15 protein-coding genes are annotated in these 20,747 nt (G+C 62.5%); 4 read left to right on the top strand and 11 right to left on the bottom strand.

The window, feature by feature from the left end; translation table 11 throughout:
• Window positions 1-164: 164 nt before the first annotated feature.
• The gene (locus OXI69_00555) at window positions 165-995 is read right to left on the bottom strand and encodes a MerR family transcriptional regulator (GenBank protein ID MDE2664619.1); all 831 of its coding nucleotides are present in this window, start codon (window positions 993-995) and stop codon (window positions 165-167) included.
• 109 nt (window positions 996-1,104) lie between these two features.
• Here OXI69_00555 and OXI69_00550 point away from each other — a divergent pair, with 109 nt between their 5' ends.
• Window positions 1,105-2,076 (top strand): hypothetical protein, encoded by a 972-nt coding sequence (locus OXI69_00550; GenBank protein ID MDE2664618.1) that lies wholly within the window; start codon window positions 1,105-1,107, stop codon window positions 2,074-2,076.
• A gap of 274 nt (window positions 2,077-2,350) precedes the next feature.
• Here the strand turns inward: OXI69_00550 and OXI69_00545 are convergent, their stop codons facing one another.
• The 5 genes from OXI69_00545 to OXI69_00525 all read right to left on the bottom strand — a co-directional run bounded on the left by OXI69_00545 (window position 2,351) and on the right by OXI69_00525 (window position 6,585).
• Entirely contained in the window at window positions 2,351-3,301 is a 951-nt protein-coding gene (locus OXI69_00545; protein MDE2664617.1) for a hypothetical protein, read from the bottom strand.
• 48 nt (window positions 3,302-3,349) lie between these two features.
• Entirely contained in the window at window positions 3,350-3,724 is a 375-nt protein-coding gene (locus OXI69_00540) for a hypothetical protein (GenBank protein ID MDE2664616.1), read from the bottom strand.
• Window positions 3,725-3,946: 222 nt separating this feature from the next.
• Window positions 3,947-4,816 (bottom strand): DUF547 domain-containing protein, encoded by an 870-nt coding sequence (locus OXI69_00535; GenBank protein ID MDE2664615.1) that lies wholly within the window; start codon window positions 4,814-4,816, stop codon window positions 3,947-3,949.
• Complete coding sequence (locus OXI69_00530) at window positions 4,813-6,108, bottom strand: hypothetical protein (protein MDE2664614.1); 1,296 nt, start codon at window positions 6,106-6,108, stop codon at window positions 4,813-4,815. The genes OXI69_00535 and OXI69_00530 overlap by 4 nt, the downstream gene beginning before the upstream one ends.
• A 300-nt stretch (window positions 6,109-6,408) precedes the next feature.
• Complete coding sequence (locus OXI69_00525) at window positions 6,409-6,585, bottom strand: hypothetical protein (GenBank protein MDE2664613.1); 177 nt, start codon at window positions 6,583-6,585, stop codon at window positions 6,409-6,411.
• A 12-nt stretch (window positions 6,586-6,597) separates the two neighbouring features.
• Here OXI69_00525 and OXI69_00520 point away from each other — a divergent pair, with 12 nt between their 5' ends.
• Window positions 6,598-9,369 carry a TonB-dependent receptor gene (locus OXI69_00520; protein ID MDE2664612.1) on the top strand — a complete coding sequence of 924 codons (2,772 nt, stop codon included), beginning with the start codon at window positions 6,598-6,600 and terminating at the stop codon, window positions 9,367-9,369.
• 21 nt (window positions 9,370-9,390) lie between these two features.
• Here the strand turns inward: OXI69_00520 and OXI69_00515 are convergent, their stop codons facing one another.
• The 3 genes from OXI69_00515 to OXI69_00505 form a co-directional block, all read right to left on the bottom strand.
• A complete protein-coding gene (locus tag OXI69_00515) occupies window positions 9,391-10,119 on the bottom strand; it encodes a class I SAM-dependent methyltransferase (protein MDE2664611.1) in 729 nt (242 codons plus the stop codon).
• A 125-nt stretch (window positions 10,120-10,244) separates the two neighbouring features.
• On the bottom strand, window positions 10,245-12,038 hold the full coding sequence (locus OXI69_00510; protein ID MDE2664610.1) for a hypothetical protein: 1,794 nt from the start codon (window positions 12,036-12,038) through the stop codon (window positions 10,245-10,247).
• A gap of 141 nt (window positions 12,039-12,179) precedes the next feature.
• Window positions 12,180-12,971: a nucleoside-binding protein gene (locus OXI69_00505; protein MDE2664609.1), complete on the bottom strand. Its 792-nt coding sequence runs from the start codon at window positions 12,969-12,971 to the stop codon at window positions 12,180-12,182.
• A gap of 164 nt (window positions 12,972-13,135) precedes the next feature.
• Between OXI69_00505 and OXI69_00500 the strand changes: the two genes are divergently transcribed.
• Window positions 13,136-16,303: a TonB-dependent receptor gene (locus tag OXI69_00500; GenBank protein ID MDE2664608.1), complete on the top strand. Its 3,168-nt coding sequence runs from the start codon at window positions 13,136-13,138 to the stop codon at window positions 16,301-16,303.
• Window positions 16,304-16,431: 128 nt separating this feature from the next.
• Window positions 16,432-17,046: a polymer-forming cytoskeletal protein gene (locus tag OXI69_00495; GenBank protein MDE2664607.1), complete on the top strand. Its 615-nt coding sequence runs from the start codon at window positions 16,432-16,434 to the stop codon at window positions 17,044-17,046.
• Window positions 17,047-17,171: 125 nt separating this feature from the next.
• Here OXI69_00495 and OXI69_00490 read toward each other — a convergent pair whose 3' ends face one another.
• The gene (locus tag OXI69_00490) at window positions 17,172-18,467 is read right to left on the bottom strand and encodes an MFS transporter (GenBank protein ID MDE2664606.1); all 1,296 of its coding nucleotides are present in this window, start codon (window positions 18,465-18,467) and stop codon (window positions 17,172-17,174) included.
• Between the two features lie 423 nt (window positions 18,468-18,890).
• Window positions 18,891-20,597: a radical SAM protein gene (locus OXI69_00485; protein ID MDE2664605.1), complete on the bottom strand. Its 1,707-nt coding sequence runs from the start codon at window positions 20,595-20,597 to the stop codon at window positions 18,891-18,893.
• Window positions 20,598-20,747: the final 150 nt, after the last annotated feature.

Below are 20,747 nucleotides of genomic sequence, written 5' to 3'. Positions count from 1 at the left end.
CAAAAGTGCTCGGGCGTGGATTGGCAGGGGCAGGTGTCGGCACATTGGGGGGCGCAGCGGATAACGAACGTTGCAGTGGTCTACCCCACAGTTTAGGTCCACCCCAGAATAAGCGCTGAACACCCAATCGTCCCGGGGAAGCACGCCAGCCCGCTTCACAACCCTCACGACTCATCTTCCTCCTCATCCATCCCCACTTCCGCGTGTTCGCGCATGAGGCGGCGCAGGCGGTGGACCGCTCTCTCCAGTAAGGCGGCTGCTTCGTCGTTCACCCCCCGGACCGAGAGCGTGATATCCGGAGAAACCTCTACTTGAAGCCAGCGGTCCATTGCGGGCGACGGTTGTCGGCGGTGGTCCGCGATGTCCTGTAGTGCGGCCAGCAGTTCGCCGAGCTCCGATTCCCGGCCTGGTTCGGAATCTTCAACCGGTATCGGCTGGTACGCGAGGTTCGGGTCGTCCTGGTCCGTGGCCCGGCGGTTCCCTTTCTCCTCCGGGTGGCTGTCCCGCCAGTAGTGCCTCTCGGGCGCCTCGCTTTCTTCCGGGCCGGGCTCGTGGAAGCGTGAATCGGCCAATCTTCCGGGAAACTCGGCGCTGGGTCGGTCTTTCCGCACAGGCGCCCAACGTTCCTCGATGGCTTCCCGCCGCCGGGCTAGTGGACGGATGCTGGGAGATATGGTGGAGACGGCTTCCGGGTTGACGGGAATCCGCCCGTCGGCGACACCGGAAATCAGCTCCGGCGGCGTGTGCTCGAAGATCTTGCGCATGTCGCGGAGGGACACCGGCGCCACAATCCCTCGCTGCTCCGCTTCCCGAACCTGTCGAATGAAGAGCAGGCGGTCCCGGACCAGCTTCGGGTATCGGGTTCGCGACCCGCGCCTTCCCACCTTGGGCAGCAGGCCTTCGTGCACGTAGTAGGCGATGGTCCTGCGATCGAACCCGGTCTCCCGCTGCAGTTCAGCGGCCGTGTAGCTTTCCGTTTCCCGGTCAAAAGCCATAGAAGTGGTTTTTAATGGTGATTAATGTTGTTTACTGTTGACAGAATCCCCTCTACATCGATAATTATGCACTTTACTGATTTTTGCTGACCATATCAAGGAGTCGCCCATGCATCCACTGAAAGCCGCCCTCTCCAACCTGAAACTTGGAGATCCCCAGGCGTGGAAGGGACTGACGATGTTTCCGCTGTTGTCGGACGTCCGCAGCAGCCTCCAATACCTGATGCTGGCCGACGGCCTGCGGGGAGGCTTGGTCACCGTCAAAGAGGTGTCCCGAGCCGGAAGCGTGCCTGACCTTGCGGTGGAGAACCGATCGAAGCTGCCGGTGCTGATCCTGGACGGGGAAGAATTGGTCGGGGCCAAGCAGAATCGCGTTGCCAATCTCACCATGCTCATCCCGGAGCAACACACGGTGGTCATTCCCGTGTCGTGCGTGGAGGAGGGCCGTTGGGACTATGAGCGAGACGATTTCGTCGTGACCGAGCAGCTGCAGTACGCGCGGGGCAGGACTGAGAGGCTCGCCAGCGTGCTCCATTCATTGGCTGAGACCGGTGAAAGGGTGTCCGACCAGGCCCAGGTCTGGCACTCCATTGCGGCCAAAGCCGCCGCCATGGATGCGGCATCGCCCAGCAGAGCCATGAGTTCGATCTTTGAACGGCATGCCGCGACGCTCGATCAATACGTCGAATCCGTCAATTCGCTTCCCGGTCAAGTCGGTGCCGTCTTCATGGTCGGAAAGGAGCGACTCGGCCTGGATCTGTTCGACCAACCCGAAACCTTCGCTTCGATGCTGCCCAGGCTCGTTCGAAGCTATGCCGTCGACGTCATCGAACGTCCAATCTCGCAAAAGAGGTCGGGCCGGGCGGCGGAAGCCCGATCCTTCCTTGCCGGCATCCTCAAGGCGTCCTTCGAGGACCGCCCGGCTTTGGGGTTGGGCCGAGACCTCGGCTGCGTGGCCGACCACCTGGTGGCCGGCGCTCTCCTGGTGGATGAGGTTGTGGTGCACCTGGCTGCGTTTTCCGGTCCCCGTCGCCGACGAGCCGGATCCGGCTCGGTCCGCCCCCCCGCGATCTACCGATAGCCGGCATGATTCACCGAGACTGGACCCCTGAGCGCGTCACGTCCCTCACGGGACCTGTCTTGGCTAGGTTATCTTGCAACTGAGGGAGGTAGTGGGACAGGAGCAGGCGCCGATATACGGAGGGCTCCCTGAGGCTCCGGGTGGCTTCAACATATGATCCCTTTTATTGGTGATGAACTCGCCTTTGAAAGGGTAGTCGGCCCTATTCAGAGCCCATAGTCAGTCCTGAGGTGAAGATCTTTCCCTGAACATGCTGTTGTAGCAATATCTCCGGCTAGAACCCGACGCCGCCTCCGCCGAAGCCGAGGCTGACGCCGAAGCTGATGAGCAGCGAGGCTGCCGTGTTCCGCCCCGCCACCACTCGTCCGACGAACCCGTTCAGGCTGACGTTGTCGGCGACGTCGGCCATCAGCCGCCCGCCCACGATGTGCGCGTCCTCCTGCAAGCCGGGAAACTGGCTCGGCGAGAAGCCCGGCCCGCCGATGTCGATGCCGTCAAGTGCATTGACCATCCGATAGTCCGCCCCGACAGTCAAATAGTCGCCGGCCGGGATGAAGAGACCCAGGTTGAGGAATACGTCCGCCGGGATGTCGACCTTCTCCCCACCCGAGGCAGCGCCGCCCAGCGCCTGGGTGTTGACCTCGGTGCTGGTGCGGTTCCGGTAGCCGATCTCCGCCGAGACTCCTGCCGCGCTGCCGAACTTGCCGATGATGAGCGAGGTTTCGACCCCGGCGCCGCCGTCGCCGAGCGAGTTGATATAGCCGGTGTCGTAGCTGCCGGGGATGATCGCTCCCACCCGCACGGCGACGCTGGGCGCGTCGCTGACAAGCTCATCGACGATTCGCCAGGTGACGGCGAGGGTGGAATCGAATATCCCGCTGTAGCTCTCCTGGCCGCCCGACGGTCCGACCGCGCCCGCCACGAAGCTCCGCGCCCAAGCAGATTGCACGTCTATAGCTACCGAGTCATTGATGGCGTAGTTGACCCCGAACCACATGGTGTTTTGCGCCAGGTTGGCCCCGGTCGCCTCCAGAGGTCCCTTCACCTTGGTGGTCTGGCGGAAAAACTCGGTGGCATTCTGGTTGACGAAGGAAATGTTGACGCTGCCGGTCCCCGGCTCGGCCAACCAGGGCGTGCCCTGGGCGAACGAGAGAGGGGCCCACAAGCACAGGGCAAGCCCCGAGCCGACCAGAACGGTCACGAACGAACGACTATTGCGGATCATAGGGTAGATACCTTCCTTGTTTATCGAATGGATTGCGAGGAAGACGGGCTAGAGTTTGAAGCGCCGGGTCAGGAAGTAGTGAACCACTTCCATCCTCATTTTGCATTCTTCGCCCTGTACGTCGTCTTTACCGCACAGCGCGGTGACCGCATCGTCGTCCGGCGATCCCGTTGTCTTGCCGTTGTAGACCGCCTCCAGACTGGCCCTGAGGCTCCTGGCACGGTCACGATCGAGTTCGCCCTTCTTTAGCGGGCAGGTATCGCAGACCAGCAGGTCGAACGTCAGAGCCTTGCCTTTCGAGTAGGCCGCGCGCGGACTCACCTTGCCGGATCCCGGTCCGATGGAGCCGGAGGCCGAGACCCAAAGCTGGAATAGCCCTATGCCGGCGGCGAGAACGATGGCTGCCAATACAAATTTCTTCATGTCTCTATCCTCCTCTTGTTGCGCTCAAATACCTTATTGCCGTTTGTGACGTTTGACAAACGAAAACCGAACGGTTGCGGTAAAAAAAGGTGATCTTACCGAATTTCAAGTGGTGGTGTCGCCGGGTGCAGGCGCGTGCTTTGTGCCTCGGCCGACGAGAGTTCGCGAAGTAACGTTGGAGCGGCGTTTGGCGTCTGTCTCCCGTGGGTGTGAAGTGTGTAATCAGGGCTGGGGTTGGTTCAGCTTCCAGTCGTAGTCGTAGTCGATCGTGCCCTCGAACCCTTCGAGAAAGTCTGCCAACTCGCTGTCGGCGTAGTGGACGAGATGCTCTAACAGCGACTCCTCGGTATCCCCGAAGTCCTCGGGATACCATTTGTAAATGCTGGACAAGACGATGAACTCATCGTCGACCACGTCCACACCTCGAGCACTGTTCACGTAGGTCCGCGCCCCTGCTTCGAGCAGCGACTCGGTATTGGCGGCAGTGAAGGCCGTCTCCATCAGTTGCGGACAACTGTAGGCGGCGCAGTTCACCGCGTAGTGAATCCGCTTGTCCCGCCAGATGGGGCGGAGAATGTGGTGCTCTATCTGGTCGAGCGTTAGGTCCTGGCCGGCGACATTGGCGCACACGTCTCCCCAGGGGCCGGTCATCGGGACGTCGCCCTGGTGGATCTCCCTGATCGTATCCACCGGATAGGAGTCCGAGACCATCTTCACGGTGCGGGCGTTGTACAGGTTGATCCAGTAGGCCATCTGCTCCGCCCGGCGGTAATCTCGGGGGTCGATTCCTTGCAGGTGCTCGAGGTATCCGGCCAACTTGGCCGTGTCATCGGAACTGGCTGCCAGAGCGGCATAGTCGAGGACATTGACGCCCTGGGGATCGGGATCGAGGTAGGCGTCCAGGATGTTCTGCCAAGGGCCGTGATCGATAGGCTCGACATTGGACTCGTCGCTGGCATCCCAATCGGAGATCCGTTCCGGTTGCGGGGGAGCGCAGGCGGTAGCCAGAATAGCCGTGGCGAGCAGGGTCAAGGCCAAATTGCGCTGCAGCCACATGCGTGCCGTCGCCGTTTCAATCCGGTCTTTTTTCATGGTCGTTCATCCTCATTATTGCCGGCCCGCCGGCGCCGCACCAGGTCACAGGCGAGCCCGCACAGAATCACCCCGAACTCCAGTACACGCACCCACCAGGGCTGCCCAAAGGGGTGCATGGCGTAGTCCTGCAGGTTCAGCCCGGTCGCGTAGCTGAGCAGCACGGCGAGGGAGGCCGTCCAGGCCCAAATGGTCGGATAAATCGCCGCGAATGGCAACAGCCAAAGCAGGTACCAGGGATTGATGACCGGAGATACCGCCAGCAGCCCGCCGAAGATCCAATCCCCCCGCGGGATCACCCGAGCGGGGCTCCGAAAGTATTCGACGTGGTACCAGGCCCAGAATGCCGCAAAAGCAAGCCCCAGGGCAAGTCTGGTCTCAAACGGCGGCAGCGCGGTCTCAAGCAGCCCGAACAGCCACGAGTTGAATTCCCACTCCCGTGCAAACACCTGAAGCGATGCCAGATCGCTCCCGCCGCTCAACACGAAGGGAGCATAGACAGCCGCCACCGTGGCGCCGAACATCATCCAGTGCCGCAGGCGGGCTCCGGCCAGCACCAGCGGCGCCAGCACCAGGCCGAACGCCTTGGCTCCCGCGGCCAGCCCCAGCGTGATGGCAGCCACCTGCCAGCGGCGGTTCCGGGACAACAGAACAGCTGCCAGCAGAAGGCAGGCGCCGGCGCCGTCCGGGTGGGCGGTAAAGGCGATCTCCTTGATCACCAGAGGACACCAGGCATAGAGCAGCACGTTCCGCGCCGGCGCCAGGCGCAACAGCAGGACCACCAGCGCCAGGTCCAACAGGATCAGGATTGCCTGCAGCACTGCGACGCTGCCCGGATGCACCCAATAGCCAAACAGAAAGATGGCCTGCGTCACCGGGGCGTAGATGGTCGGAAGTTCGGGATAGTTGATGCCGCTGAGCAGGGACTGCATGGCCGGCGGCACGGAGGGGTCGATGAAGAAAGCCTCCGGGGCCGCGCCGTAGGGGGTGCCGGCGGTGGCGAAGCGGTATCCGTCCCACAGGTATCTGTAAAAGTCGTCCTCGTAGAAGGGACCGCCCGCCAGCCCGCAGATGCGGAAGGCTACCGTCCAGAAAATCAGGCGGCCGAGCGGAAAGGGCTCCTCTCGCCGGCGGAAGTGCAGATAGAGGCCGAACACCGGCAAGCCGGTCCAGGCGATCAGCAGGAAGAAAGCCGGCAGCGGCGGCTCTCCCGGCTGCCGGGCGAGAAGGGCCAGCGCCGCGTATCCCAGTACACACCAGAAGCCGACCGCATCCACGTACCAGGTGGGCATTGGGCGCCCACCCTCGCGGCGGGGCAGCACCAACTTGTCTCCGAGTGACGCTGAGTCCGCAGCCCGGAGGACTCTTCTGAGATCCAAGGGGATACTCCACCAAACTTGTTTGGAATTGTAGTCTATCGAAAACCCTGAATCGGTAGAGACTTCAGTAAACTGTGGCTACGGCGTCTGCGGGTTGCCATTGGCGCAAGCCATCGGAATCCCCGATGCCCGGCGACCCAGTGAGAGATGCCAGCCCGCTGGTAGGTAGTACAATGGCTGTGGAATTTTTTGCAAAATTCGCAGGGCGTCAGGTCATCTTGCCGGCAAACCTTGGGTTTTGCCTTTTTCGATATCGGGTGCGGCCTGGTAAAACTGCTTTTTAACCACAAAAGGCACAAATTGTGTTTTTGTGCCTTTTGTGGCCATTTCCGGTAATCGTCCCGCTTCCGAATTTTGCAAAGGGCTTTGAGTATTAATGATTCGTTCCAACTGGAGAGGTTCATGTTCCCAAGACTTGCTGTCCCGGCACTTGTCTTGCTCCTGATAGCGATCTCCGGCACAGCCTACGCTCAGGATACCGCTACCTTGAGAGGTGAGGTGAACGACGCTTATGGCTCGTCCATCCCGGCCGCGGAGGTCACGGCGACCAACAATGCCACCGGAGCGGAGGTTACGGGCTTGACGGATGCCGTGGGCGCCTACCAATTGACCCTGGAGTCCGGGATTTACACGGTTGCGGTGGAGGCTTCAGGCTTCGAAACCGTCACTGCCAGCGACGTCGAGCTGAGGGCCGGGCAACTGGTCCTTCGCAACTTCTCGCTCGAATTGGGAGCGGTCACCACCTCCATTGTGGTCGTAGGGAGCCGGGCCGAGCCGCGGTCGGTGACCGAGTCCACGGTCCCGGTGGACGTCATCCGCACCGAAGACTTCACCAGTCAGGGGAGCCGGGACCTGGCCAACCAGTTGCGGGCGGTGGTTCCTTCCTTCAACGTCAACACCCAGCCCATCAGCGACGCCTCCACCATCGTGCGGCCCGTGATGCTGCGCAATCTGGCCCCCGACCACACGCTGGTTCTGGTCAACGGGAAGCGCCGCCACCGCTCCTCCATCATCGACTGGCACGGCGGCAACGGCGTGGCCTTCGGATCCCAGGGACCCGACATCTCGGGCATACCGGCGATTGCCCTGCGGCAGGCCGAGGTGTTGCGCGACGGCGCGGCGGCCCAGTACGGCTCCGATGCCATTGCCGGAGTCATCAATCTGCTGCCCAAGAACAGCCGATCGGGCGCCAGTCTGGAGTTCAACGCGGGCACCTACGCGGAGCCATGGGACGGCGCCACCTACCGTGTGGCCGGCAACGCCGGATTGCCGTTGGGCTCCACCGGTTTCGCCAACCTCAGCTTCGAGTACGGTGGCGCCGAACCGACCGACCGCAGCGTTCAGCGCAGCGACGTGGCGGCTCTCATGGCAGCAGGCAATACCCACGTCCGAGACCCCGCCCAGATCTGGGGCTCTCCGGAGATTGACGGCGACCTCAAGCTCTTCGGTAATTTCGGCTTCCCTCTCAGCGATCGCCTGCAGTTCTACGGGCACACCGGCTATGCCGGCAAGGAAGTGACCGGCGGCTTCTTCTTCCGCAACCCCAACACGCGCGGGGGCGTCTTCACCGCCGACCGGGGTCGAACCCTGCTCATCGGAGACGTTGCGGCCGCGCGCGGCGAACCCTCGGCCAACTGTCCCACGGTGGCCGTCACCGATCACGTCCCCGACCCGATCACCATGGGACGGGTGACGGCCGACCCCGATTGCTTCTCGTTCCAGGAGATCTTCCCCGGAGGGTTCACTCCCAACTTCGGAGGCTCGGTATCCGACGGTTCGGTGGTCGCCGGGATCCGCGGCTTCACCGGCAAGGGTTTCGTCTGGGACGGCAGCATCAGCGTCGGGTCCCACCAGACCGATCTGTTCATCAGCAACACGGTCAACGCCTCGCTCGGACCGGAGACTCCCACCTACTTTGACCTGGGCAGCAATCGGCAGCAGGAGATCAGTCTCAACCTGGATGTCTCCTATGCCGTCAGCGACAGGCTCAACCTTGCCGCCGGGGCCGAGTGGCGGGACGAACAGTATGAGACGCGGCTGGGACAACGGGAGTCCTGGGAGGTCGGTCCCTACGCAGCTCAAGGCTTCAGCGCCGGTTCCAACGGCTTCAGCGGCTACAGCCCGCAAGCGGCCGGCCAGTGGAACCGCAGCAACATTGCGGCCTACGGCGATGTCGAGCTGTCGGGTGCGGAGGACCGATGGACGGTCGGTACGGCGGCTCGCATCGAGAACTTCGAGGACTTCGGCACCACGGTCAACGGCAAGCTGTCGGGCCGCTACCGGCTTGCGGATCCCTTTTCGCTCCGCGCCAGCCTGAGCAGCGGGTTCCGCGCCCCCACCCCGGGCCAGCAGAACGGATTCAACTTGTCGACGATTTTCGACCCCACCCTGGGCGACCTGGTGGAACGGGGCACGGTTCCGTCGATCTTCCCCGTGGCCCGATTGCGGGGCGGTGAGCCACTCAAACCCGAGACCTCGGTCAACTACACAGCCGGGGCGGTTCTGGAACAGGGAACGCTGATTCTCACGGCCGATTATTTCCGCATCGATGTGGCAGACCGCCTGGCGGTAACCCAGGACTTCACCCTTACGCCGACAGAGGTCGATCAGCTCCTGGAAGCGGGAGTGGCGAACGCTCGCGGCCTGGCCAGCTTTCGCTTTTTCACCAACGACATCACCACCACCACCCAGGGAATCGACCTGGTCTTCAGCTACGCGCCGCCCCGGCTGAAGGGTGGCACCGTGTTCAGCGCCGTCTTCAACCACACCGACACCCAGGTGACCCATTTCAATCCGGAACTGCTCAATGTGGCCCGCCGCCTGCGGGAACTTCAGGAAGCCCTCCCCAGGAACCGCTGGAACGCCAGCGTCAGCCAGAAAATCGGCCCGGTGAATGTCCTTGGACGGTTGAATTACTATGGCGCCTGGTTCGACTGGGACAGCGCTCAGACCCTCTTCAACGGCAAGCCGGTCTTCGACCTGGAGGTTGGTCTGCCCTTTAGCGAAGAGACGAGCCTGGCGATGGGTGCCCGCAACGCCTTCAACACCTTTCCAGATGTTTCTCCCAACGCGACCAGCGTCGGAGAGCAGTACAGCGAATACACGCCCTGGGGATTCAACGGCGCCTATTTCTACTTCCGCCTGTCCTACTCCTTCAAGAAGCTGGGACAGTAGGAGGGTGCTTGGCCCGATTGCTCACCTGGTGGCCGTGAAAGCGGCGATTGGGGGATTGCTCAAGAAATCGTCCCAGAAGGGATTGCCGCTCTGCGAGGGGGATAGCCAGAGGTCCACCCACCGAAATTCTCGAAATCCGGCCTTTCGGAACGCGGCCCCGTAGGTCTCGGGTGTCAGGTAGAAATTGTCGAACTGGAACCGGTGTCCGTCGGCATTGGTGATGGTGTAGCGGACGACATCCCCCTCGGCCGCGGGATTGGGGCAGGATCTCTCCAGTCCGTATTTCCTCAGCGAAGCGGGGCCGGGCGGGATATTCCGCACGTTGTCGTTGACGCCGATGAGGCGGCCGCCCGGTCTCAGGGCGCCATGGCAGACCCGGCAAAATCTGCCGAGTTGCTCGGCGGTACTTGCATAGTTGAACAGATAAGTGGCCACCACCAGGTCGACCGGCACTTCGGGCCGAAACGCCGTCACATCCGCCCGGACGTAAGTGCAACCCAGCGGTTGCCCTGCTTCCTGATCCTCGGCCAGTCGAATCATCTCCGCGGAGATGTCTACCCCGGTGACCTCCGAGGCGCCGGCTCGCTTGAGCAGACGAGTGTAGTACCCCTCACCGCAGGCCATGTCCAGGACCGTTTTCCCGCGCACGTCGCCCAGCAGCTGGAACAGGGTGAAACGTTCCAGGTGCTCCCGGAACGGCAGTTGCTTGGAGTCCCGGTACTCTTCGGCAATGGCGTCGTATGTTGACATTGGCGTTGGCCCTGGCCGTCGGAGCGCGGCGCCCCGGTTGCCACACGGCGTCCTGACAACGGATGCAATGGCAACAGAGAGCCGGATGGGCACCCCCAGGCCGGCGCCAGCCCGGCTGAAAGCCGCTATTCTGCCTTGCCGGACCCGCTTTCGGAGGTTTGGCTTGCCTCCGGCTGGGGAGCCTTTACCCGAATGGTGACAATGTCGGTGTTGTGGTACTGCTGGTGACGGATCGATGAGGCGACGTGCCGCAGCAACCGCAGAGAGATTTCCCGTTCGACCCCCGGACCTTCGGCGTATCGGCCCAGCAGGGCAATTCGATCCTGAAGATTCTGCTCGTCGCGGCTGGAGGCGATCAGTTCCAGGACGGCGCCGCCGTTCTCCTTGAAGGCCACCAGTTGCAGTCGGCGCGGCTCTCGCTTCTCGTCGGAATCTCCCCGATGGAATAGTGTCGCCAGGGTTTCCTCGACAGCCGCGTCCAGCCGGTTCCGCATCGCCTGCGCCCAGCCGTTGTCCGCGGCGAAAGATTTGAGGAACTCCTGGATCTTTGGCAGGGCGGCCAGATGACACTCGGTCTCCATCCGTCTGCGGCGGGGCTGGGTCAACTCCAGGAACATCGTCATGAGAATGGCGGCCAGGCCGCCGGCAGTCATCCCGTTCTGCAGCAGTCCGCCGGCGAAGTCGTTGAAATACTCGGGGAATATGGCGCCGTTCTGGAAACCCGCGCCAATCCAGAAAGCCACCCCGGCCACAACCCCCTTGCGGTAGTCGATGCCGTCCTGTACGACGATCCTCATGCCGATCACGAACAGCATCGCCAGCAGAACCGTGATGTAGGCGGCCGCGACCGGCCCCGGGATCGCCAGCAGCACCGCTGGCGCCTTGGGCAGAACCGCAATCACAATGAACACGGCGCCCACCGCCATACCGACCCGGCGGGCACCGACCCCGGTGAGCTCGGTCACCGATACGCTGCTCGAATAGGTGGTGTTCGGAACGGTGCCGCCCAGTCCGGACAGCAGGTTTCCCAATCCATCGGCAGCCACCGCACCCTGCACCGCACGGAAATCGACGGCCTGGGTCCGTCGGTGGGAGACGCGCTGGATGGCGACGGCATCCCCGATGGTTTCGATGGCGCCCACCAGGGTCACGAACACGAATGCCGGAAGCAGTGCCCAGAAGGTGGGTCCGAAGCTCAGATCCAGCCCCGGCCATCCTTCCGTGGGAAGTCCGACCCAGGCCGCTTCGGCGATGAGCTTGGAGTCGTAGATTCCGTAGAACCCGGCCACCACCGATCCTGTCGCCACACCGACCACCGGCGCCCATAACCGCAGTTTGCCACGGGCCTTCAGCGCCAGACCGGCGATGACCAGCAGCGTTACCAGGGCGGAGGTCCCGGAGGCGCTCAACGGGGTCCCTTCCGGCACATCGTTCAGCATCTTGAAGATGAAGGGCATGACCGTCACCGGAATCAGCATGATGACGGTTCCCGCCACCGCCGGTGTCAGGATCCGCCGAAAGAGCGAAAGCCGGGCGGCCAGTCCGAACTGGAAAAGCGAGGAGGCAATCACCAGCGTGGCCAGCATCGCCGGCCCGCCCTCGGCAATGGCCGTGATGCAGACCGCGATGAACGCGCCCGAGGTCCCCATCAACAAAACGTAGCCGGCGCCGATGCGGCCCAAGCGTACCGCCTGGACGAGTGTGGTGACCCCGCTGACAGCCAACGCGGCGAACACGGCCCAGGAGAGGAAGGCTTCGCTTCCTCCGGCCACCCGAATCACGATGGCTGGAGTCAGTACGACGCCAGCAACGCAGAGGACGGCCAGTTGCAGTCCGAGGCCCAGCGACAGCAATATCGGCGGCTTCTCGTCGGGTTCATAGCGCACGGCGGCATTCCGGGCGGTGTCTTGAGCTTCCATGTTGTTCTTCCTTTACATGCTTTACATACGGGTGAAACGTTTGGCGGGACCTCGTGAACGCGGCCCCGGCGGGTGAAACTCGGACGGCGGCCAAGGCGGCGGTGCGCCTCGGCCGCGCCCCGACCTCTATTGCAGGGTCTGTCAAAACCGCCAGATCAGCAGCAGCTGCGGGGCGTACTCGTCTTCCTCCACACCCAGTTTGTTGCGCCAGTACTGGTACTCGATTCCCACCAGCAAGTGATTTGCCGCTCCGAAGGCGGCGCCCAGATCCCAGGTGAGTTGGGGCTGCGCCAGAACCCACCCTTTGACACGGTTGCCGAACTCGTCCGTGCTCGCACCCACATACTCGGCATGACCGCCCATCAGGAAGGATTGGCCGCCCACTCGGAACGGCAGCGCCCAATTGACGTCGACCGTGAAGCTGTTGCTGGTCCGGGGCGCGCCACCGCTGGCGGCTCCGCTGTTCCCGTCGATGTATGCCATCACGTCGGTGTTGAGGAAGGCAAAGCCCGGCACCTTCCAGGAGGCTCGCACGCCGGGCAGATATTTGAAGACGTTGGCGTCGGCGCCGAAGTTGATGCCGCCGATGATGGAGATATCCCGGATCGGTCCCAGTTGGAACTTCTTGCCGGATACCTTGCCGAGGCTCAGGGTCGGGTACCATTCGCCGTAGAGGTCCTTGTCGTTGAAACCGTCCTGGAGTCCGTCGTTGAGAATGTCGAGGAAAAAGAAACTGTCTCCCAACTTCCATCCGGTCGCATGCTGCACGGTCAGGATGGAGGTATTCTCCTGAGCGCCGGAGAAGGGGTTGGCGAGCTTGCCGTACTGGTAGTGGAATTCGGCCTGGCTGGCTGCCGTGGCCGTGGCCGCCAGCACCAGGCAGGCGGTCGCAATCCATCTCAGCAGTCCGGTCCGGAAGGGGTGTCGGGCCACAGGTGCTCCTTTTGTGCGGAACAATACCCCAAAAACGGACAAATCCGGTGAGAAAACCGCCTCTCGCTTGACTTTGGCCGTAGAATGTACAGTCAGGCATTCCGCTATTCAACACAATACTCTGTTTGTCAGAAGCCTGTTCTGCCAACGAAGGAAGCCAACAGATGCGATTGACACCACCACTCTACGCCTGGGGCCGTCGATGGGCGGCAGCCGTCATTCTGGTTCTGGCCGGCGCCTCCCTGTCGGGCGCCCAGACCAAGGGCGGCCGCATCCAGGGGTACGTGTTCGATCAGACGCAAGCCGTCATACCGGGCGTCACCGTGACGGCCTTGGACCAGGAACGCGATGTGGAGCGGGAAACCGTCAGCTCCCCGCTGGGCAAGTATGTCTTCAGCCACGTCATGCCTGGGCTCTACACGCTGCGTTTCGAGGCGGACGGTTTTCTCCCCTACGTGGCCGAGAACTTCGAGGTCCGCGTGGGAGAGACCGCGGCCTTTTCGCCGGAGCTGACCCTGGGCGCGGCCACCAAGAGCATCGTGGTTTCAGCCGTAGCCGAGCGCCCGGCGATCGACACCCATCAGACGACGCAGGCCGACTATATCGACTCCGTCCGCATCGAGAACCTCCCCATCAACCGCCGGGACTACCTGGACTTGGCTCTGCTGACCCCGGGAGTGGTCAGCACCAACGACATGGTCGATGACCGGGACGGCCGCATCGTGGTCACGCCGCATTCCGGGCTGGGCATCGGGGGGGGCAGCGGGCGGAACAATACCTTCATGCTGGACGGCTTGAACAACGTCTTCGACACGGGAACGGTTCGCTCCACCGTCACCCAGGCGGCGGTGCAGGAGTTCCAGGTGAACCGCAACACGTTCTCGGCCGAGCTGGGCGGGGCGCCGGGCGGCGCCATCAACATCGTGACCAAGGGCGGAACCAGCCAGTTGCACGGCAGCCTGTTCGGGCTGCTCCGCAACCGCCACGTGCAGGCCCGCAACTACTTCGATCCGGAGAAGTCGGCCTACACGCGAGCGCAGAGCGGCGCCTCCATCGGCGGACCGCTGGGCCGGGAGGGGACGTTTTTCTACGGCGCCTACGAACGGCTGGACCGCCACGAATCGGTCTTCGTTCCGCTGCTGCGGGACGACTCGTTTCTCTACGAGCTGCCGCCCTCGCAGCAGGGCCTGATGGCGGGTCTGGGCGCGGCGGGGCTGATCCCGCCGCCGCTGCTGGACGAGTTTGCGGCAGCGCTGACTCCTGGGAACTACCCCCACGTCGTCTCCCTGTTCGAGCAAAACAGCGGGGTGTTTCCGTTCGGGGAGGAACGCCAGCAGTTCCTAGGGCGTTTCGACCACACGGTGGGGGATGGACACACGCTGTTCACCCGGGTCAACTGGACCGGCTCCGACAGCGAGAATACGCAGTTCGGATCGCTGGTCTCAAACAGCCGCGGCCGGAGTGCCCACACCAACGATTTCGGGGTGGCACTGGGCAATACGCTGCTGATCAACCCGGAATTGGCCAGCGAAACCCTCCTGGGATTCAACTATCACGACTTCGGCGTGTTTCCGACCGACCCCTATGGCCCGGCGATCGACATCAACGGGTTCGGCCTGTTCGGACGGAACCTGATCCTGCCGGCCCGCGTCGTGGAACGCGCCGGCCAGGTGCGGCAGAATTTCACCCGAACTTCCGGCCCGCATACCTACAAGTTCGGCGTCGACGCCGGGGGCTCGCGTTTCAGCGTCAGGTCGGAGACCTTCTTTGGAGGGAGCTTTCAGTTTGGCGAGGCGATACCGCTCTACGTCATAATCGATAACGCCATCGGCGGAGGGGGGGCGCAACTCCTGCAGGGCGCTCTGACGGCGTTCGGACAGCCCCAGCATGCGGCCGCGATCGACGAACCGATCTCCTCCCTGCAGGCCTATGCCCTGGGGCTGCCGCTCATTTACCAGCAAGGCTTCGGCGAGCCCTACTGGATCGGATGGAAGAACTATTTCAACTTCTTCGCCGAAGCCTCCTGGCGCCTGAGACCCAATCTGCAACTGACGCTGGGCGGCCGTCACGAGTTCGAGGTCAAGACCCAATTCCCGACCGACAAGAACAACGTTGCGCCCAGGCTGGGTTTCGCCTGGAGCCCCGATCCAAGGATGGTGGTACGCGGGGGCTTCGGAATCTATTACGCCAGGATCGATAGCCATATCACCTACATCCGGGAATTGCTGGGAGAGCAGGGACGGATCTTCCAGGTGTTCATCCCGCTGACCGGGTTGGAGGGAATCAACAGCGCGCTGACCGGCGATCTGCTTACCTCGGCAGAGATTTACCACACCGCCCTGCAGCGGGGCATCCTGGGGACCCGTTCCATCACGGCTCAGGACCTGGCCATCCACGGGATCGATCCGGGACCGGGGCTTCCGCTGCGGGTGCAGTTCGATGTGGCCGACGACACCGTCAATCCCTATTCCCAGCAGGCCAGCCTCGAGATCCAGCGCGAGGTGGCCGACGGCTACACCGTCTCGCTGGGATACAACTTCAACCGGGGGGTGCACATCATCCGCCCCCTGGACACCAACGTCTACCAGGCGGGAACCAACGAGCTGGGACGCCCCATCGTGGGCTTTCACAATCCGCTGGTGCTGCAGAACAACATCTACGGCAGTTGGGCCAATTCCTCCTACCACGCCTTTATGGCCCAGTTCCGGAAACGCTTCTTCGACGGATTCACCCTCTCGGCCCACTACACCTGGAGCAAGACCATGGACGAGAACACCGACTACAATTCTGCGTTCCAGCCGCACTTGCAGTGGGACGCCAGGTCGGAGTGGGCGCTTTCCGCCTTCCACCGGAAACACAACTTCGTGGCCTACACCGTGGTGGATCTCCCCTGGAGATCGGGCACCGGCAGAGGATTCGGTCACGCCCTGATCCGGGACTTCACGGTCTCGGCCATCATGAGCGCCCGCTCGGGTGCTCCCTTCAATCTCAACTCGGGCTTCGACAGCGTGGGTGACCGCCATGTCGACACCCACCGTCCCTGGGGCGTAGGCCGCAATGTGGGCATTGGGCCCGACTTCTTCTCCGTCGACCTCCGGCTGAACCGGGAGATTCCGCTGACCGAGACCTGGACTCTGGGGCTGATCGCCGAGGCCTTCAATCTGTTCAACCGCACCAACTTCAAGCAAATCAACAGCACGGTCGGCGACGTGAGCATCGATGAACTCCCCTCCCGGCTGGTAGGCCGCCGGGGACCGGTCACCGAGCCCTTCTCCTTCACCTCGGCATTCGATCCGAGACAGTTCCAGTTGTCGCTGCGCCTGAATTTCTGAAGGCTTTGAGGCTTTCGATCCTGGTTTGAGCGGGTTATAATGTGCTGATTCCAGCCGGCTAACGGCAAGTCAGGTCCAAACGCCGGGACGCCCAGGCAATTTTCCTTTCGGTCTGATTGGGACTAAAAATGGACACTTCCAAGGATTCCAAGGCAAAGCAAACCGGGTCGCTGAAGGGCTGGGCGGGCCGCATCCTCCCCGGAAGAGAGAAGCAGACTTTCGCTGGTGCCCCGGAAAGCAAAACCCCGGTGCAGCCGCGAGCGCAGTCGTCCCCCAAGCCGACGCCCGCTCCCGCAGAGCCCAGGAAAGAGAACTACCTGGGGGATACTTTTGTTATCCGAGGCGAATTGTCGGGAAGCCAGGACGTGACCATCGACTCGCGGGTGGAGGGAAAGATCGACCTTCGAAACCAGGTGCTTCGGGTTGGCCCCAAGGCCCGGATTCAGGCCGATATTCAAGCCGCCAACGTCATCGTTGCCGGATCCGTGGTTGGGGACGTGGTTGCCCAGGACAGGGTAGAGATCACCCCGGTGGGCTCGGTGGTGGGTAGCATTCGTTCCAATCGGATTTCGATTGCCGACGGCGCCCGACTCAAGGGCAGTGTCGAGATGGTGAAAACCGCGCCTGAGGTTAAGGCCCCCAAGCCGGCGGCGCCCAAAACTCCACGCGTCGAGACCAAGCCAGCCGCGGTACCGCGCGCCAAACCTCCTGAAACGCCGCCGATCACCAAAGCCTCTCCCTGAGGCCGGTTCCCGACCTTCTGTTCCGCCGAACCCGAATCCAGCCCCACTGAAAGAGAGGGGTGCGCCCCGGCCCTGGGCGGCTTCTGAATTACTCCACCCGGCAATGCTTCCCCGTGGACAACCGGTTACCCCTGTCCCTCCTTCTTCGACCGATCCTTTGCTTCCCAGCCCAGGCTGATGGCTATCAGCAGGCATCCCGTCAGGGGAAGGAACCAGGCTGCACGCTCCAGGCTGCCCATTCGCTGCGCCGCCCAACCCATTAGCGGGGGCGCGGAAATGGCTCCGATGCTTCCGATCGCATCGACCAGAGGAACGGCCGTTCCGGCCCGATCCGGAAACTTTGTGGAGGCCAGGGAATAGACGGTGGGAGCCTGGGCTGAAAGGAACACCCCCTGCATCACCATCATGGCAATGGCCATTCGAGGATCGGGAACCCAAAGCAGCAGGCTGTAGGCCAGCATGCCCCCCGCATAGCACAATCCCAACAGGACCCGGTCCGAATAGCGTCCTGTCAGGAACAGACCCAGGATGATGCGACCCACCAGGTAGCCGCCCGCGTTGGCGCCCATGATCTCACCGGCCAGGGCAGTGTCTCGGCCGAAGCGCATTTCACAGAGGTTGGGCGTCCAGGCCACGATGTTGCCGGCGGTAAGGTTGTCCAGAATCACCAGAAAGCCGATGAGAAGCAGCGCTCCCTGTCCCAGGAGCGAACCACGGTAGCGGCGGAAAATCCCGGTGAGCCAGCCCGCGGATGTTTCCCATGGCGTTGCGTTACCGGCTGAGTGCCCGGCAGGCCGGAGCCCTGCAGCCGATCCGGGCGGCCGGACGCGACGACCGGTATCCCCCAGGCTTCTCCAAAACAGGAAGGCGACGGCCACTCCCGACACCCACAGGTAGAGGCCGACCCCGAACAGAATGGGCCGCCACACCTCCAGGAAGGACGCCAGGTGTCCCAGGCCATAGGGTGCGCCCGTCCCGGAGGCGGCAAAAACCGCCATGGTCCACATGAACAGCCGCTGGCTCTGGGGAGCGAAGTGAGCGGCGATGGTGGCGCTGGTGACCGAGAGTGCCCAAAGGGTCCCCATACCCATCACCGCGGCTCCCAGGCGCAGCAGGACAAAGTCGGGCGCCATGGCCACCAGGATCGACCCCAGGCCGGAGAGCCCCAGGGCCAGCAGCGCCGAGCGGCGCGCGGCAATGCGCTCGGTCACGAACCCGGAAGCGAACAGAGCCACCATGGCTCCCACGAAAAAGAAGGACTGGATCTGACCCCTTTGTTGAAGGTCCAACTGGAAGGTCTCGGCAAAGCTTGTGAAGAGGACCGGCAGCAGGTTGATGGTCACCCCTTGCTGGAAGGCCATCACGAAGATGAAGACCAGAAGGGTCCGACGTCGCGGGTCCGTCGTGAGTTGAGTCGTCATGAGTGTGTTTACGAAACAGAGTGCTGAAGCTTGTGTTGGAGGGACCTGTGCTGGGTGCTCTCGGCCAGCCGGGAAAGGGGCCGGGGCAGTTGTCCGAGTCTCACCACCTTGCTCTGGGCAAGGCCGGCGAACTCAAGCCCGCATTTCTCACCAGGTCGCTGAATGTACTTCAAGAAGACCTTTTATATTCAGCACTTTATCGAACCTGTTGGGACTTCTTGCGACTATACGCGGCGCTGGGCGCGCCCTGGCTTGTCCTTTTCCCCTCAGCGCGCACATGCTCGCTCGACCGTAGAAACCGCTACGCTCTTCGCTCCCGAGCACGCGCTGAGGGGAAAATTACTGCGCCAGGATCACGCCCCCTGGTGAGAAATGCGAGCTACGTAGCCGAAGTGGTCGGCTGGCGGGTTCAGAAGTTCTTGCTCAAGTAAGCCTGGATTGAGTGGGGATGGATTCTCGAGGGGGTTCCTCGCCTTCCCCGAGGGACTCCGAAGCCTTCCAGACCGGCGCTTCCCTGACCATTCCCTTGAGGTCGTTATCGCGCAAGACCCCTGATGCACCCCCCGCCGGAGTCTGTGCGAGCGCTGGCGCCGGCGGTTTTCGGCGAGCCCTGCGCTGTTTCCTGAGCCCCTGATACACCAGGTTCCCAATCGTGCTGTAATTCCGGGCCAGGAGCTTGATCCACGCCCAGCGGGTCAACTGCGGGAAATAGATGCCTCGGAAGAGCAAGCGCGCCACGAAGTGCATGACCTGATACCCGAAGGATTTCCGGTTGCGGAGCAGCCAGTCTTGAGACCTGCGGAAGGCTTGTGAGCTGTAGCAGTGTGCCCAGGCGCGGTGAACCTCCTCTTCCGCCTGGTCTGCGGAAAGGCCCTTGGGGAGATAGGCGGCCTTGAAGGCCTGGAAGTCCAGCCAATGTTCCGGTCGGGTCAGCCGCCCCTCACTTTGCAAGCGATCGTACAACGGTGTGGCCGGGTAAGGGGTGAGTATCCCGAAAACCGGCAGTCCCGGAGGCCAGCCGTCGACCTGGCGGAAGGTGTTTTCCGAGACGCCCTGGCGATCCCCCTCCATGCCGAAGATGAAAGAAGTGATGGCATAGAGCTCGTACTTGGCCAGCAGGTTCAGGATTTCCGCATACTCGCCGGGCTTGTTGAACGACTTGTTGGCGACTTTGAGGCTGTCGGCATCGATGGACTCCAGACCCATGAAGATCCAGCGCCCGCCGCTTTCGGCGATGAGCCGCACCAGTTCTTCGTCTCGCAACAGGTTCATGCTGATCTGAGCAATCCAGGGAACACAGGCATCCTGGGCGATCATGTCGCGCAGCAGGGATTTGGTGCGCTTGCGATTGATCGCGAAGTTGTCATCAATGAAGAAGACACTGACCAGTGCGTTCTTTTCCTTGGCCAAGGCCTTCAGGCAGAGCAGTTCGTCGATGACGTTCTGGTTGTCGCGGAAGCGAATCTGGTCTCCGAAGAATCCGGTCACGGTGCAGAATTCACAGCCGTAGGGGCAGCCCCGCCCCGATTCCACGGGCACCACGTAGAGCTCGTCATAGTTCAGGCCTAGCTTCTTGAGCATCCGTTTGGCCGTGGACGGCACGAATCGCATGAGATCGAAAAGCGAGAGGTCGATCTGGTCCCACCTTACCTGCGGATAGTTTTTGAGGCTCGGCTTCACATCCTTCCCGTCGATGACGGCGGGCTGGTAAAACTGCTGCAAGGTTCCTGCGGCCGCATCCCGCACCACCAGAGGCCAAGTGTCGTCCGCTTCTCCCAACACTACCGCGTCGGCGTATTGAGGATGACCGGTGAGGCCGAGGGGCTCGTTGGGGACTTCGGTCACGTGCGGACCTCCCATCACGATCGGCACGTTTGTTTCCTTTCGAATCGCTGCCGCCATGTGATACGCCTTTTGGGCCATACGGGTCATGAAGCCCATGCCCACCAGACTTACATCGTTCTCAACGATGAAGTCGACCAACTCCCGGGCACTCAGGTGACGCACATTGCCGTCGATGATGCTGACCCGATGTTCCTTCGGCGTCAGTCTCTGCAGGACGAAGGGCCAAAGTTGCGGAACAAAGTTGTTGGTCACCTGATTGTCAGGCACGTACAGGAGAATATGCATCGTGGTCCCTTCTTGATCGGTTTCGTCTCGGCTCTGCTTCAGTGACTCCCGGCAGGGCGCTCATTCCATATCCTTAACGGCAGTGGTTGTAAAGCCGCCAGCCGATAACCGACGCAGAGTCACGGAAGGTGCTGTCTGCGGGCCGGCGGC

The organism is Acidobacteriota bacterium, from assembly GCA_028875575.1.
Classification (GTDB): domain Bacteria; phylum Acidobacteriota; class Terriglobia; order Versatilivoradales; family Versatilivoraceae; genus Versatilivorator.
The sequence above is the reverse complement of the archived record's forward strand: the minus strand, read 5'-3'. Positions and strand labels throughout refer to the sequence as shown.